This is a genomic window from Rhodococcus sp. MurmanLake-1, assembly GCF_056945715.1.
On record NZ_JBWZNF010000007.1, the window covers coordinates 1 to 15,132 of the forward strand.

At 61.7% G+C, this 15,132-nt stretch carries 14 protein-coding genes; 5 read left to right on the top strand and 9 right to left on the bottom strand.

Annotated elements, in window-relative coordinates:
* Window positions 1–149 precede the first annotated feature (149 nt).
* Both AC2ETI_RS19640 and AC2ETI_RS19645 read right to left on the bottom strand, forming a co-directional pair.
* On the bottom strand, window positions 150–1,526 hold the full coding sequence (locus AC2ETI_RS19640) for a spinster family MFS transporter (protein WP_020971108.1): 1,377 nt from the start codon (window positions 1,524–1,526) through the stop codon (window positions 150–152).
* A gap of 52 nt (window positions 1,527–1,578) precedes the next feature.
* The gene (locus AC2ETI_RS19645) at window positions 1,579–2,454 is read right to left on the bottom strand and encodes an SGNH/GDSL hydrolase family protein (RefSeq protein WP_052740988.1); all 876 of its coding nucleotides are present in this window, start codon (window positions 2,452–2,454) and stop codon (window positions 1,579–1,581) included.
* Between the two features lie 137 nt (window positions 2,455–2,591).
* On the opposite strand from AC2ETI_RS19645, the gene AC2ETI_RS19650 reads away from it, so the two are divergent.
* The gene (locus AC2ETI_RS19650) at window positions 2,592–3,875 is read left to right on the top strand and encodes a PucR family transcriptional regulator (protein ID WP_029256487.1); all 1,284 of its coding nucleotides are present in this window, start codon (window positions 2,592–2,594) and stop codon (window positions 3,873–3,875) included.
* Between the two features lie 373 nt (window positions 3,876–4,248).
* Window positions 4,249–4,977: a YdcF family protein gene (locus AC2ETI_RS19655; RefSeq protein WP_019745734.1), complete on the top strand. Its 729-nt coding sequence runs from the start codon at window positions 4,249–4,251 to the stop codon at window positions 4,975–4,977.
* A 74-nt stretch (window positions 4,978–5,051) separates the two neighbouring features.
* On the opposite strand, the gene AC2ETI_RS19660 is transcribed toward AC2ETI_RS19655, so the two are convergent.
* The 4 genes from AC2ETI_RS19660 to AC2ETI_RS19675 all read right to left on the bottom strand — a co-directional run bounded on the left by AC2ETI_RS19660 (window position 5,052) and on the right by AC2ETI_RS19675 (window position 8,540).
* Complete coding sequence (locus AC2ETI_RS19660) at window positions 5,052–6,659, bottom strand: DHA2 family efflux MFS transporter permease subunit (protein ID WP_483634371.1); 1,608 nt, start codon at window positions 6,657–6,659, stop codon at window positions 5,052–5,054.
* A 105-nt stretch (window positions 6,660–6,764) separates the two neighbouring features.
* Window positions 6,765–7,223: a MarR family winged helix-turn-helix transcriptional regulator gene (locus tag AC2ETI_RS19665; RefSeq protein WP_020971103.1), complete on the bottom strand. Its 459-nt coding sequence runs from the start codon at window positions 7,221–7,223 to the stop codon at window positions 6,765–6,767.
* A 71-nt stretch (window positions 7,224–7,294) separates the two neighbouring features.
* A complete protein-coding gene (locus AC2ETI_RS19670) occupies window positions 7,295–7,726 on the bottom strand; it encodes a MarR family winged helix-turn-helix transcriptional regulator (RefSeq protein ID WP_019745731.1) in 432 nt (143 codons plus the stop codon).
* A 145-nt stretch (window positions 7,727–7,871) separates the two neighbouring features.
* Window positions 7,872–8,540: a DsbA family protein gene (locus AC2ETI_RS19675; RefSeq protein ID WP_483634283.1), complete on the bottom strand. Its 669-nt coding sequence runs from the start codon at window positions 8,538–8,540 to the stop codon at window positions 7,872–7,874.
* A 139-nt stretch (window positions 8,541–8,679) separates the two neighbouring features.
* Here AC2ETI_RS19675 and AC2ETI_RS19680 point away from each other — a divergent pair, with 139 nt between their 5' ends.
* Window positions 8,680–9,507: a helix-turn-helix domain-containing protein gene (locus AC2ETI_RS19680; RefSeq protein ID WP_020971101.1), complete on the top strand. Its 828-nt coding sequence runs from the start codon at window positions 8,680–8,682 to the stop codon at window positions 9,505–9,507.
* Here the strand turns inward: AC2ETI_RS19680 and AC2ETI_RS19685 are convergent.
* Window positions 9,494–10,489, bottom strand: coding sequence for an ABC transporter substrate-binding protein (locus AC2ETI_RS19685; protein ID WP_019745728.1), 996 nt, complete (start codon window positions 10,487–10,489; stop codon window positions 9,494–9,496). The genes AC2ETI_RS19680 and AC2ETI_RS19685 overlap by 14 nt on opposite strands.
* A gap of 6 nt (window positions 10,490–10,495) precedes the next feature.
* Complete coding sequence (locus AC2ETI_RS19690; protein WP_029537154.1) at window positions 10,496–11,890, bottom strand: MFS transporter; 1,395 nt, start codon at window positions 11,888–11,890, stop codon at window positions 10,496–10,498.
* Window positions 11,891–12,009: 119 nt separating this feature from the next.
* On the opposite strand from AC2ETI_RS19690, the gene AC2ETI_RS19695 reads away from it, so the two are divergent.
* Window positions 12,010–12,672 (top strand): TetR/AcrR family transcriptional regulator, encoded by a 663-nt coding sequence (locus AC2ETI_RS19695; protein WP_019745726.1) that lies wholly within the window; start codon window positions 12,010–12,012, stop codon window positions 12,670–12,672.
* A 6-nt stretch (window positions 12,673–12,678) separates the two neighbouring features.
* On the opposite strand, the gene AC2ETI_RS19700 is transcribed toward AC2ETI_RS19695, so the two are convergent.
* Complete coding sequence (locus tag AC2ETI_RS19700; RefSeq protein WP_483634284.1) at window positions 12,679–13,899, bottom strand: SfnB family sulfur acquisition oxidoreductase; 1,221 nt, start codon at window positions 13,897–13,899, stop codon at window positions 12,679–12,681.
* Between the two features lie 98 nt (window positions 13,900–13,997).
* Here AC2ETI_RS19700 and sfnG point away from each other — a divergent pair, with 98 nt between their 5' ends.
* Window positions 13,998–15,122, top strand: a complete 1,125-nt coding sequence (sfnG, locus tag AC2ETI_RS19705; RefSeq protein ID WP_024487492.1) for a dimethylsulfone monooxygenase SfnG — start codon at window positions 13,998–14,000, stop codon at window positions 15,120–15,122.
* Window positions 15,123–15,132 lie beyond the last annotated feature (10 nt).

Here is a 15,132-nt window from a genome sequence, read left to right on the forward strand (position 1 = left end):
CCCCCCCCCCCCCCCCCCCCCCCCCCCATCCCCTCCCCCCCCCCCCCCCCCCCATTCCCCCCCCCCCCCCCCCCCCCCTCCCCCCCCCTCCCCCCTCCTCCCCCCCCCCCCCCCCCCCCCCCCCCCCCCCACCGCCGTGAACTCCTGGGTCAGGCCTGGCTCAGCTCCGCTTGCATACGCGCGGCGTCCTTGCCGACAGTGCGAGTGGCTAGGTAGATGAATACCGCAGTGAGCGCCAACATGATCGGCACGAGATACATGGCCGAGTTCAACCCGTCGCCGGCGTACTGAGCCAACTTCCCGGTACCGGCATCGGCAAGCGCACGCTTGGCGAACCAGTCCGAAATCGCGCCCACGGCAACTGGTCCCGAGAATCCGCCGAGAAGATACATGGCAGCGAAGAACAACGCCGTCGCAGTGCCTCGGAGCCTGGGAACCACGACGTCGTGAATGGCAGGGTAGACGCTGATGTAGAAGCCGTAGGCCAACAACCACCCGGCCGAGAACAAGAGCGTGAACATCACGACGTTCCCGCCGTGCTGCAACAGTGCCAGTGCCGTCAAAGGTGCTGCCAATGCCGAGGTTCCGACACCGATCATCAACCGTGCGCGCGGTGAGCGTGCGCTGGCCTTGTCAGCGTAGCGAGCGCCGAGAAGCAATCCGATGAGGCCCGTGATTCCGACGATGATGCCGGTGACCGATGCCGCAGCAGTCAGTTTCAGGTGGTACTGGCGCATCAGAAGCGGGACGACAAACGAATTCACTGCGTAGGCGGCGAAGTTGAACGTCAGTCCGGCAAGGATGAGCCAACGAAGCGTGGGAATTGCGAGCAGACGACGGATCGGACGGGTGATCGGTGCCTGTGAAACAGCGGCTGCGCGGGCCTCCGGACTTTCGGAACCACCACGAACCGGATCTGCCATGCGGTAGAGCACGACTGCCAGCAGGACACCGGGAATCGCCGCGAGGAAGAACGGTGCACGCCAGCTGTCGAATGCCTCGGCGATCTTGCCGACGGTGAAGTAGGCGAGCATGAGGCCAATCGGCAAACCGAGCATGAAGACACCAAGTGCGCGTGAGCGTCGTTCTGCCGGGTAGATATCACCGATCATCGAGTTGGCTGCGGGTGTAAAGGTCGCTTCGCCCACACCGACGCCTAGACGCGCGAGGATGAACAGCACATAGCTGCCGGCGGCACCGGTTGCTGCCGTCAGTCCGCTCCACACCAGGAGTCCGATCCCGATGATCTTGGGACGGTTCTTCGTGTCGGCCAACCGGCCCAGAGGCAACCCTGCGACTGCGTAGACGAGGGTGAATGCAGAGGTGATCAATCCCAATTGCAAGTCGCTGAGCGAAAACTCGTTCTTGATCGGCTCGGCAACGACCGAGGGGATCGCCCGGTCGAAGAAGTTGAGCATGTTTGCGAGAAACAGTGCGACGAGTGTGCCGCCGAGAAGTTTGTCGCGTGTTCCGACAGGGGCGCCGTCGATGGACGGCAGCGGCGGAGCGTCTCGTTGAATTGACATGATTGTTCCACCCTTTTCGCGAGTGCTGAATGAATTGTGTTGGGGGAGAGGCTCAGGACAGAGCGTCGGCGACGGTTTTGCCGATCGCCTGCATCCCGGCCGCAGTGGGATGCAGTGGAACCGCCGGCTGGGTAGGGACGATTCCGGTGTAGTAAGCAGTTGCAGGGTCAGTGCAGATGTCATGCCCGGCAGTGGCTTCGGTGATGTCGATGTACTCGACGCCGTGACGGGCCGCCGTTGCTGCCATGACCGTGTTCCCGTAGTCGATCACACTCTGGAGATAGTCGGCGTCGCGCGGCCAGAACGGCTGGGTGCCGGGGCATCCGTCGGCGGCGATGTATGTTCCGTATCCGATCACGACGATGCGCGCCGAGGGCGCTCGGTCGCGAACCGATTCGAGCATGGAACTCCAACCTGCGGAGGCATTTTCGACCAACTGTCGCTGTTGATCGACGCCGCCTGCGGTGAACTTGTCACGGCAGGACGTTCCGGTGGGTTCGGGGAGCGGGTTTACGCAGCTCAGAACTGTCGGGAACAACGAGATGTCGTTGGCGCCGATTGTGATGGTGACGAGGTCGGTATCGGGCCCCAATGCTGTTTCCTGCGGCGGTACTTGACCGGAGAACGTCGATTGTGCGGTGTCCGTGACGTTGGCGGATCGCGCCGACGAGCAGGTCACATCCGTGAGGTGAGCGTCGAGTCTTTGCGCCACCACGGAAGGGTAGTTGTCGAGTGATCGTAGGCAGCCCGGCGCCGATGAATCTTGTTCGGCGACCAGCGGGCCGGCCGCCGCGGAATCGCCGAGAGCGACGTATTGGATGGGGCTGGCATGCGTTTCGGCATGTGACACACCGGTCCCGAGTGCCGCGATCGAACCGGCAGCCACGACGCCTGCCAGAATGGCTGCGCTGTGCGTTTTCCACGTCACTCGAGGCTCCTATTTGGTCGAAGGTGGGACTTCCAGGTACGCCGCTGATTGTGAATTCGAGAGTGGCGTGGGTTACATAGTGATAGGAAAAAGGCAGGTCGGCCTTGTGGTGGCAATTCAATTCTGTGGAGGGTTTTGTGTCAGGAAACAAAGATCTGCCGTTCGAACCGATAGTGGTTGGCGGCAGATCTCTAGCCGACCGATTGGCGCAACGCACCCATCCGCTGGTCAATGCGACGGTCGATCTGGTCCACCGCGACGTCACCTTCTACCGCTTGCTTCCGGACGAGGCGTTGCGTAACGACGTGACGACCATCGTGAGGCGAAATTTGGAACTGTTCATTTCGATGCTCCGGACGGGCGCAGATCTGGCGCCCGAGTTGCTCGCCGACATCAGCGAATCGGCTCGTCAACGGGCGCAGGAATTGGTTCCGCTCAGTGAGGTGCTGCGCGCATATCACCTGGCAGCAGGGTTGTGGTGGGAGACGATCAGCGAATGGGCGGTCCCGGAAGACGGTGTTGCACTTGCCCGCACCGGACGACTCCTGAATGCATACACCGCGGCCTCCACGTCCGCGGTTCTTGCCGGCTACGGTTCCGACCACGCCACCCAGACGGACGAGGATTCGGCGCGAAGGTCCCTGTTCGTAGCACTTTCGACGGGTGTCGACGTGGATCGGGTCTCCGACGAGGTGGGGATCAGGTTGGCGCGCCTGTACTGGGTGGTGGCTCTGCACGTCGAGCGGAATGACGACGAGTCCTCGACCGAGGTGGACACTGCCGTCGCCGAGCGGAGGAAGGTGCGCCACCTGCAACGAGAGCTCGATCAGGTGGGGCGTGACAAAGCCCTCGGGGTGCTCGGGAGCAGCGGCGGAGCCGTACTGATTCCCATTGTGGAATCGGAACCCGCAGAGGGAAACTGGGCGTCGAGTCCGCAGTATTTGTCATTGTGTCGACGTTTGGGTGATCTCGAGAAGGTCATCGGTGCATCGACGGTTGCCGCTGTACACGTCGCGGCGCCCACGGCAATTCCAGCGGCGGTCACGCAGGCGCGCGAGGTGCTGAACGTTGCCCGAAAGTACGGACGCACCAGTGGGGTCGTCCGTCTCGAGGATCTTGCAGTGGAGTATCAACTGACCCGCTTCAGTGCTGCGCTGCCGATACTCGCAGATGTGTTGTTGCCGTTGGAGTCCGATAGCGCGGTACTCGAGACGCTCGAATCTTTCATCGACTCCGGATTCGATCGAGCCGCCACCGCCCGGCAGCTACACGTACATCCGAACACAGTGGTGTACCGCCTGCGAAAGGCGAGTTCCCTGACGGGACTTGACCTGTCGTCTCCGAAGGATCTTGTGCAAGTCACCATGGCGCTGGGAGCGCGTCGCGCAATCGGTATGGAGGCGGACTCTTCCCAAACGTGATGCGTCTGTGGTTCTCGGTGAACGAGCCGGAGGGCTGGCGATCGGGTGGGGAGACATGGCGAGGCGCCGTATGTCGGGCCACCCACACACGGTTCGGGTGGTCCGCCCGTCGAGACCCGGCAGAGCTTGTCGGTTTCGCGAACCCTGAATTGATCTTCGACACCTCGGCCGGGACGGGACGGGGCAGGAACACCTGGATGCAACATCGTGATCTGTGACAACGAATTGTTGCCGTTCCGCGTTGTCAACCTTCTCGATGACTCTGCTGCTCAGATAGGTAATGCGGCGGGCGCGTCGATACGAGATGCTGGTAGATGACGGTTTCGAACCCGAATTGTTGCCCAATATTTATGTTTAGTCTGTGTGACGGTCAGTGAACAGTAAATTTGAGTCAAATGATGCAACCGTGGCGAAATGTTCGCTACCGTGTGCTGGACAACCGACAATCTGGGGGTTCGGCTACATGGCAAATGTTCGCAGGTCTGTGACGAAGGGATTGATCGCTGCTTCGGTGATCGCCGCAGCTGGCGTGGGCCTTTCGCCGGCGACAGCGAGCGCCGACATCACACCGACCACGGTCGTCAACGGTATCTTGTCGACTGTCGGCGGCTGCCAGACGCCGGTGCGGTCTCTCATCCTTGCGTGCACGGGTGCTGAGACGCTGACGCGCCAGTCGCCCGTGCTGCTCGACCTCAACCCGGTGGGTACCAACATCGTCGTCTTGGGCGCCGGCCTCTTCGACGACGGCACGATGCGTCCGATGCTGGTCGACCGACTTCAGGCGGCGCTGCAGCTGGCTCGTCAGTACCCGCAGTCTCCGATCATCACGAGCGGTGGGGCCCCGAAGGCCGGAGTGACGGAAGCCAGGGCGATGCGCGAGTGGCTCGTCGCCAACGGCGTCGACCCGGGCCGGATCACCGAAGAAGGAACGTCGTGGTCCACGGTGGAGAACGCGCTCAACTCTGCGCGGATTCTCGCCGATCGAGGAGCAACGGGCGTGGTTGTGGTCTCGAGCGCCAATCACGTGGAACGCGCGATGGTGGACTTCCGGGTTGCAGTTCTCGGCCGGATCCCGGTCGCAGGCGTGATCGCTGCGACCTGACGCACCCAGCTGCCCATACAGTTCCGCGTACCGCCGGAATCACCCGGACGGTACGCGGAACTGTTTCTGGGTTGCTACTTTCGTCGTTGCAACTCGTCGTCACCTTCGGTCAGAAGCGCAAGTTCGGCATCGACGGTGTCCGAATCGATCTCACCGGGAACGGCGATCTTCGCCAGGAGTTGCTCGTCACCACTTTCCGTCCGAAGCGCCTTCTCCCTGATGAAGGCGATCGCGATCAGACTCAACAGAGCCAGGATTCCGGCGATGAGGAAGACCCGTGCGGTGGCATCGCCGTACGCAGCGCGGACCACATCCTGGATCGCTTCGGGTAGTTCGTTGAGGTTCGACAGCCCTGCGCCGGATCCTCCGGACGCACTCAGATCGACCCCGATTGCGCTGAGTCCCTTGGTCGTAAGATCTGCAACGTGAGTGGAGAGCACTGCGCCGAGGACGGACACGCCTGCCGCGCCGCCGAGTGAGCGGAAGAACGAGACCGTCGAACTTGCGGTGCCGAGATCGCTAGGCGCGACGGTGTTCTGAACTGCGAGAACAAGATTCTGCATCACCATGCCCATCCCGGCGCCGAGCACGAAGAGGACCAGTCCGACCCAGAACATCGGCGTCGCGTGATCGATGGTCGAGAGGAGGAAGAAGCCTGCCGACATTGCGACGGCACCGGCGATCAGGAAGCCCTTCCAGCGCCCGAACTTCGTGATCATTGCCCCGGACAGGCCGGCGGAGAGCATGGAACCGATCACCATGGGCAGTGTCAGAAGACCTGCGGCAGTGGGAGAGTAGCCGCGGGCAATCTGGAAGTACTGACCCAAGAACACTGCTCCGCCGAACATTGCGACGCCGACGGCGATGCTTGCCAGCGTTGCCAGCGTGGTAGTCCGATCTCGGAAGAGGCGGAGCGGAATGATGGGTTCCTTGACCTTGCTTTCCACCCACAGCGCTGCGGCGAGCAGCACGACGCCGAGTCCGACGAGGAAGAACGACATCGCAGAAGCCCACTCGAAGTTCTTACCTGCCAAAGTGACCCAGATCAAAAGAGTGCTGACACCGGCGGCAATGAGGGTTGCACCGACGTAGTCGATGCTGACGTCCTTCTTGACGATCGGGAGGTTCAACGTACGCTGCACGACGATCAATGCGATGACTGCCAGCGGCACGCCGACGAAGAACGTCCAGCGCCAGCCGAGCCAACTAGTGTCCACGATCAGGCCGCCGATCAGTGGGCCGGCGACTGTCGCGACGGACATGACGGCTGCGATCGGTCCCTGGTATCGGCCACGCTCACGCGGGCTGAACATCGCCGCGATCACGATGATCACGAGGGCTTGCAAGCCGCCGAGGCCCAGTCCCTGAACAGCGCGGAAACCGATCAGCATGCCGACCGATTGCGACATGCCCGCAAGGATCGAGCCGATCGTGAACAGCGTGATGGACAGCTGGACCAACAGCTTCTTACTCACCAGATCCGAGAACTTGCCCCAAATGGGAGTTGTTGCGGTGGAAGCCAACAGCGTTGCCGTCACGACCCAGGTGTACTGATCCTGGGTGCCGTGTAGTTCGGTGATGATGGTGGGGAGTGCATTCGAGACGATCGTCGATGACAGGAATGCGACGAACATGCCGAGTAGGAGCCCGACAAGTGCCTCGATCTTCTGCTTGTGGGTCATCGGCGCATCGGTCGATGACTGAGATGGTGGAACGTCGGTAGACGTGAAAGAACTCATGAATGTCCTTGCATCGGAGAATGATTCGATCTGATCGTGCAGCGTCGGTCAGTGCGCCGCGTGGGACTCTGGGCAGGTCGAGCGTCGTAGTCGATCGAGTGCACATGCGACGTCGACGGCATCCTCTTCGGTCCATCCGTCGAGATGGTCGATGAGTCGCTGCGCCTGGGCGCGGCGATGGAAGACCAGGGTCTGGACGCCGAGTGGAGTCAAGGACAGGAGCGATGCCCGTCCGTCGTCCGGGTCCGGTCGCCGCTGAATGTATCCACAAGATTCGGCGTGTGTGATCTGTCTGCTCAGCGTCGAGACTGTCACTCTCAACTTTTCCGCCAGATCCGTCGATCTCGTGGAATCTGCGGCCGACAACTGCGAGAGGAGGGCGCCCAGTGGGTCCGGCAACATGCCGGGGGACAGTTGGCGTGAGCCGGTCGACGAAACCTCGCGGTGGCGCCGGACTAGGGCGCGAAGGTTGTCGAGGATTGCCTCGGCACTGTCGTGAGTGATCACGGCCACCCCCTCGAATAGTTGATATTTGCAACTATAGATCAAGTTGGTTGCACTGCACAACTACTTTGTTGTCAGTCCTCGGAACTGCCCAGTCGGTGCAGCAAGGCCGTCAGCGTGGTGATGTCGTCAGTTTCCCATTTTGCGAGTCGGGCGCGCCAACGATCGATCTGATGATTACGGATCGTCGTGAGCTTCGTCCGAGCCTCAGGGGTCAGGGTCACCAGCTTCGCGCGAGCGTCGTCGGGGTCGGGGATCCGTTCCACCAGGCCGAGCCGAGCTGCGGCATCAATTTGCCTGGTCAGGGTGGACTTCTCGATATCGAGCGTGGAGATCAAGTCGGACATTCGCACGGCATCGGAACGGTTCAGGATGACAAGAACCGGGTAGAGCGCCGGATCGAGTTTGGGATGAATTGCACGCGCATAGGTGCGCGCCTGGGCGCGTCCTCGTTGCCACATGTCGGCAAGTTCCATCTCCAGGCCCGTGATCGGATCTGAAACCACTGTCGTTCCCCTTTGGTGCGATTCGTTCGGTGTTCATCAAACCAGAAGGGGGGCCGGAGTGATTTGGGTGAAGTCACGCTGAGCGAAAGGTACGTTCGGCGTACTGAAGGCGCTGAACGTACCTTTCGCTCGGAAAGTGGGTGGGTCAAGCCACCGCATACGCCCGCACGCACGTGTTCAGGTCGCGGGTGAGATCGGCTGCTGTACTGGTCGGAGAACCGAATTTCACGACGGACCCGTCGCTCCCGTGGAACAGCAGCGTCGGAAACGAAGTGGCGCCGAGCCTGCGTGCCCGGACGAAATCGGCGTGGGCGGCGTCCTTCGAATCTGCGGTGAACAGGGAAGACACTGCGGCAGATGGGTCGAGCCCGAGCGATTTCGCTATGGCGCGGTAGGTCTCGGGATCGGAGAGGCTGCGACCGTCTCGGTAGAACGCGGTCTGCATGGCCTCCGCGATGTCGAGTGCGCGTGTCGGATCCTCTGTGCGAAGCGCGGCGAGTCCGATCGCAGCATCCGTCGAATCCATGACGAACCGCCCGTCAGACGCCAGTTGTGAATATCCGTCACCGAAAACGGCGCCGGTCTGGGCTGCGATGGTGGCATTGGCTGATTTCAGGTACGGAGCCGAAGACATGGGTGCGACGCGTTCACCGGTGAACAGTCCGCCGCTGACCACGGACAAGTCGATGGAATCGGCATTTTGACGGACGAACTCCGTCAACGCAGGGCCGAAGCCGAAACACCACCCGCAATAGGCGTCGAAGACGTAGGTGAGTTGCGTCGTGCCTGCTGTTTTCGAGCCTGTCGATTGCACTGTTGATTCCTATCCGAGCGCGAACTGATTGATACTCTGACGGTATGTCGCATTCGGGTATTCGGTCACGGTGAAGATGAGTCCCGAACTAGTGAAAAACAGACAAGTACCCGTCCGGGACGTCGGGTACGCGTCTTCGGTGGCTGACGCGACCGAGATCGAAGTACTCAGCCTGGACACCATTCGCATCAACGGGGGTAGTGCAGAGTTCGTCGGCCCCCAACGCCCGCAGTTTCACTTACTCGCACTGGTGACCGAGGGTTCGGCGCTACACACCATCGACTTCGTCAACTACGCGGTGAGCCCGGGGACCGTGTTCTGGGTCAGACCGGGGCAGGTGCAACAGTGGGGGCGAATCCAGGATTTCGAGGCGATGGTTGTTCTGTTCACACCCTCGTCGCTCGATGCCGTCAGCCAGCAGTTGTTGGACGGGAACGCTCACAGTCGGCAGGCAGCGTGGCAGTTGTCCGGCGAGAACCTCGAGACCATCAGCGCAGGTATGAAACACCTGAACTTGAATTACGGTTGTCCGGATACTTCTGCGCCGGTCGTTCGCGCGGCCATTCTGCGGCACACGTTGACGGCAATTCTGTTGAAACTGACCCACCTCGGTGGACAGGAACAGAGTTCCGTGCTGGCACACAATGACGTGTTCGAAAGGTTTCATGCCGTTGTGGAACGTGACTTCGCCACGGTCCGTTCGGTTTCGGAGTACGCCAACAAGATCGGGTACTCCGAGAAGACTGTATTGCGGGCTACCCGAGCTGCTGCCGGAATGACGGCAAAGCAGTACATCGATCAGCGTGTGGTGCTCGAAGCGAAACGTCTGCTGTCTTTCGGCACGGACACGGTCACCCAGGTGGCGTCGAAGCTGGGGTTCGACGATTCTGCGAACTTCACAAAATTCTTCGCCACCCGGGTGGGTGTTTCTCCGCTGACCTTCCGTCAGGACGTCAGAGCGCGCTGAACGCCGCCCATCGCGCGTCGGCGCTGTCGAGGGTTCCGATGCTGTTCTGCCCCTTGCCATGTGCGATGCCGTCCAGATCCTGGATGATCCAGTAGATGGCAAAAGGATGGCTGCCGAACCAGAGATCGCCGCTGACGTCCAATGCGTGCGCCGGGTCGGGTGTCAGGTTGTCGAACAGTGGAGTGTTTCGCACGATGGATGCGTCGTACTGCTGCCCGGAAAGTACGGCGACGGTCTGCGCCGCATGCTCGGGTAGGAGTTCAGGTGAGACGGGCGAAATCGTGCCGGTGTCTTGATTGTTGGTCGCGTTGACTTCCGATACCGGCCTGGTGAATCCGGCCTCGGTGACCAGTGTGGAGATTGGAGTGGTCGGTGGCACGGTGAACAGGTTTCCGCTGTAGCCGAGAAGGATCGCAAGGCTCTGGCCGGCAGCCGCGGACTTGACGTCTTCGAGGCCGGATTCCAGCTTTCCGATCATGGCGGTTGCTTCGCTGCCTCGATCGAGCTGTGCCCCAGCTTGTTCGAGCACGTCACGCCACGGCGCCGAGTACGGGAGGACCAAGGTTGGCGCCACGGAATTGATCTGCGCGAACAGGCTCGGTAGTGGACCGGCATTGCTCATCAGGATCTCATCGGGTTCGACGGACGCGATCTCTTCGACGGCGGGGTTGGCGAAGAAAGTCGGCTTGTCGAGAACTTCGACGCCCTGCTCGCGCAGAATCGACTTGGCGACGTCCGATCGCAGGGTGCTGTAGACCACGGTGGGCTTCACGCCGAGTGCGAGTGCACTCAGCCCCGCGTACTCGTCGAGCGCGAGAATGCGCTGCGGTGAGGCCGGAACTTCGACGGTGCCGAGTTCGTGTGTGACGGAGCGAGTTGCAGAAGCGGTTTCGGACTCGGCGGAGCTGCTGCACGCGCTTGCGCCGGCAACGGTGAGGAGAAGCGCCGAGACGATGCCGAATGCGGTTCGGGTGGTGAACATCTGAGGTCAACGATCCATTCGTGGGAAGAAGAAGGACAGGAGGGTGCCGGCCAGCAGTAGGCCGGAGCAGACGAAGAGGGCTTGGGAGTATCCGGAAACCAGTGCTTCGGTCGGTGCGCTGTCCGAACGCGCCGTCGAGGAAGCGGCGACGCTCACGAGAACGGCTAGTCCGAGTGAACCGCCGATCTGACGCGATGTGCTCAGTAGCCCTGATGCCATGCCGACTTCTTCGGGGGGAGCGTCGGCGGTGGCGACGTTACTGAGCGGCATGAACGACAGACCGATGCCGATGCTTGCCAGAAGCGAAGGCACCAGGATGACGGCCCAGAAGGGACTGTCGAGGTTCATGGTCGAAAACATGAAAGTCCCGATTGCGGCGACTGCTGTTCCGACTACGAGCAGCGGTCGAACTCCGTAGCGCGGAAGGAGTTTGGTGGACGCGAGGATGCCGATCACCAGGCCGAAGCAGAAAGGCAGGAAAGCCAGACCGGTGGTGGTCGGTGAATAGCCCAACCCGCGTTGCAGGAAGAGTGAGACGAAGAAGAACGCGCTGAATTGGGCCGCACACACCAGGCACATGATGGCGTTGGCCAGTCCGATTCGGGGTCGAAGCAGGGTGGACAGTCGTACCAGTGGTGTGGCGCAGCGGCTTTCGACTACGACAAAGGCAGTCAGCAGGGCGACCGTGAGTGCGAATCCACCCAGCACGTAACCCGAAGTCCAGGAATGTGATTCAGTGGCGATCACTGTGCCGACAAGGGCGGTGATTCCGGCCGTCGCCAAGATGGCTCCGGGGAGATCGAGGGAGCCACCTCTGGCGGCTTGGCCGGCCGGCAGGCCACGGGCACCTGCGACCGCGGCGATCAGGGCCACCGGTGCGCCGGCGAACATCACCCATCGCCAACTGAGCCCTTCGGTCAAAATGCCGCTCAGGACGACACCGAGTGCGCCGCCCAGTGCTGACGACATTGCGCCGATGCCGAATGCCTTGGCTCTGGCGCGTCCGGTGGGAAAGGCCTGACTGAGGGCGGCGAGCCCGGCCGGCGCGATCAGTGCAGCGCCGACGCCTTGAAGCGACCGAGCTCCGACAAGCATTTCGGCGGACACGGAGAAGGTGCCGACGATGCTGACGAGGGCGAACAGCAGAAGCCCGGAAACCAGAACTCGACGAGTGCCCATCACGTCGCACAGACGACCGCCGAGAAGCAGCAGCCCGCCGAAGGCGAGGGCGTACGCGTTGACGACCCAGGACAACCCGGCGTCGGAAAAGTTCAGCGATTCCTGGATGTCTGGCAGCGCGACGTTGATGACCGACATGTCGAAGGCCACCAGGAACTGCGCTGCCGCGGCGGCTGTGAGGACCAAAGCCGGTGCGGCTACCGCTCGAGTTGTTGTTGTCATTGCAGGTACCTAATTTGTATACGCGTTCTCATAAGTAGTTAGGTTTACCTTGCTGACGACTGAGATGCAAGGGGTTCCCCGGGCGAGAGCGTCGTAGCAGGGGCGCGCACAATCGACGGATGGCCGAAAAGATGGAACCGAGATCACCGCGGCTCGGACGTCCCCCGACGATCACGTCGGAGCAGATAGTCGACGAGGCGAAACGGCAACTCCAGTCCGGCGGCGCCGACGCGTTGAGCATGCGAGCGTTGGCGAAGTCGCTCGGCACCACGCCGATGGCGCTGTACCGGCACGTGGGCGACAAGGAAGAGCTGATCAGCGCGGTTCTCGATGTGTACTCACAAGATCTCGGCGCGCTGGTCCTGCCGCAGGATCAGGTCGAACGGCTTCGCACGATCTTCACCGCGATCTTCGAAACGCTGGCATCGGAGCGCTGGATCATCGAGTTGCTTCAGCGAGGTGGGCGCGGCGGGGGCGGCGCTGTGGTCTTGGTCGATCGGGCAATGGCCGCGTGTGTCGAACTCGGCATGTCCCCGCGCCGCGCACTGTTGGTCTATCGAGCGCTGTGGAACTACACACTCGGTGCACTGCTCAACATCTACGACACCACCACACGACCGGAAGGCAGTGTGTCACCTCTCGCGGTCAAGATCCGAGAAATCGGTCCCGAGAAACTGCCGGTACTCAGTGAGGTGCTCGAGGACTGGCCGGGAGGGACGACGACTGAGAGTTACCTGGAAGGTCTCGAGGTCTTGATCAGCGGATACACAAATTCCGACTGAGAGTGTTTACAGCAGCCCGTGCCTCGGTGGGATTGTCCCCGACAGCGTCCAGCGGCCGATGTGTTGGACCTTCCACCTCGTCGGATCGTGCAGAGTATGCGTGCGTGCGTCACGCCAGAATCGCGAGAGGTTCGCTGATTCGCCCGCGCTTCTCGTGCCACCGATCTCGAACAGCGTGCTCGTGGCCGCCAATGACGCCCTGGCACCGACCACTTTGGCAGTTGCAGCGTCGATGGATGCTCGGGCCGTGGAGTCCTCGGTGGGATTACGACGCGCCACGTCGATCGATCGCGCCGCTTCCGCCAAGAGGGATCTGGCAGCGCGAACCTCGATTGCCGCTTCGCCGGCGAGTTGAACGAGCAGTGGATCCTCCACCGCTGTATCGACTTTCGCCTCGAAGAAGGGCCGCGCCTTTGCTGCGAGTTTCACGGATTCACGCAATGCGGCCGACGCTATGCCCGTGTCGATCGCGGCGTGCAGAATCTGGGCCTGTGCCCCGTAGGTGGTCGGGTGAGTGAACAACGATGTGAAGGGTACGACGTTGAACCGCGGCACCGACACGGATTCGAGTGTCACGGTTCCGCTCGCAGTTGTCTTCTGCCCCATGCCATCCCAGTCGTCGACGATCGACAGTCCGGGAGTACTCCGGGGTAGGTAGACCGCGGATTTCACCTGTGCGCCGGTCTCGGTGAACTGATCCGCATTGGCGGCACGTACCACGATCCAATCTGCGAAAAGTGCTCCTGTGCAATAGAATTTTCGACCTTCGAGCACAAAGTCTTCCCCGTCGGGGGTGAGAGTGGTGCCGTCGATGTCGATGGTCTTGTTGCCGCGCTCGCTCTGGGCGTTGGCGAACTGCTTACCCGACAATGCTTCGCCGTAGAAGAACTGCTTCTGCTCGTTAGACCCCTGGTACCGGAGCGCTTCCAGGAAAGTGAAGTGGCTGTGCGGAATCTGCGCGATGCTGGGATCGCCCTCGGCGAGTAGGCGGAAGACCTCGGCCAACGTCTCGGTGCTCGCGTCGATGCCACCGAACTCCTTCGGCACCGAGAGCCCCAGCAGACCGGACTGCGCCAGGGTGCGAACCTCGTCGTGGGGAAGGAGGCGCTGCGCATCGCGGACGCCGGCACCTGCCGCGAACTCGTCGGACAGCTGTGACGCTACCGAGAGCGCCTCGTCTTCACTGGTGATGCGGTGCGCGATCTCCTGAATGTCCACAGCAGTCATGCTGCCACCGTTTCACAGTTGCAGCACCCGCCCAACACTTACAACCTGTGTGATCGCTACCCTGGAAACCCCCGGGAACTGCATGTTTGCTGGATTTCATGTCTACTGAACGTATCGCCGACGAGATCAAGTTCGCCTACTGGGTGCCCAATGTCAGTGGTGGTCTGGTCACCTCCGACATCGAGCAGCGGACCAGCTGGGACTACGAGTACAACAAGAAGTTGGCGCAGACCGCCGAGAACAACGGCTTCGAGTACGCCCTGAGTCAGGTTCGTTACGAGGCGAGCTACGGTGCCGAGTTCCAGCACGAATCCACGAGTTTCAGCCTTGCACTGCTCCTGGCCACCGAGAAGCTCAAGGTCATCGCCGCCGTGCATCCCGGACTCTGGCAGCCGGCAGTGTTGGCGAAGCTGGGCGCTACCGCTGACCACCTGTCGAACGGTCGATTTGCCGTCAACGTCGTCAGTGGTTGGTTCAAGGACGAGTTCACTCATCTGGGCGAGCCGTGGCTCGAGCACGACGAGCGCTATCGGCGTAGCGCCGAGTTCCTTCAGGTTCTTCGCAAGATCTGGACCGAGGACGACGTCGATTTCCGCGGCGACTTCTACCGCATTCACGACTTCACATTGAAGCCGAAGCCTCTGAACACCCCGGAGCGCCCCAATCCCGAACTGTTCCAAGGCGGTAACTCGGCGGCAGCCCGTGAGAACGCCGGTCGCTATTCGGATTGGTACTTCAGTAACGGCAAGGACTACGACGGCGTCACGGAACAGTTGGTCGACGTCCGCCGTGTTGCTCGCGAGAACGATCGGGAGGTGAAGTTCGGACTCAACGGGTTCATCATCGCCCGCGACACCGAGGCCGAAGCAAAAGACACGCTGCGCGAGATCATCGCCAAGGCGAACCGTCCCGCAGTCGAGGGTTTCAAGAATGCAGTCCAACAAGCCGGCGCGTCGACCTCGTCCAAGGACGGGATGTGGGCAGATTCGACATTCGAGGACTTGGTTCAGTACAACGACGGCTTCCGCTCACAACTGATCGGCACGCCGGAACAGATCGCCCATCGGATCGTCGAATATCGCCGTCGCGGTGTCGATCTGATTCTCGGCGGATTCCTGCACTTCCAGGAAGAGATCGAGTACTTCGGGGCCAAGGTGCTCCCGCTGGTTCGTGAACTCGAAGCAGCCGACAGTGACGAGCAGGTGCTCGTCACCGCCGGCTGATCGCCTGGCC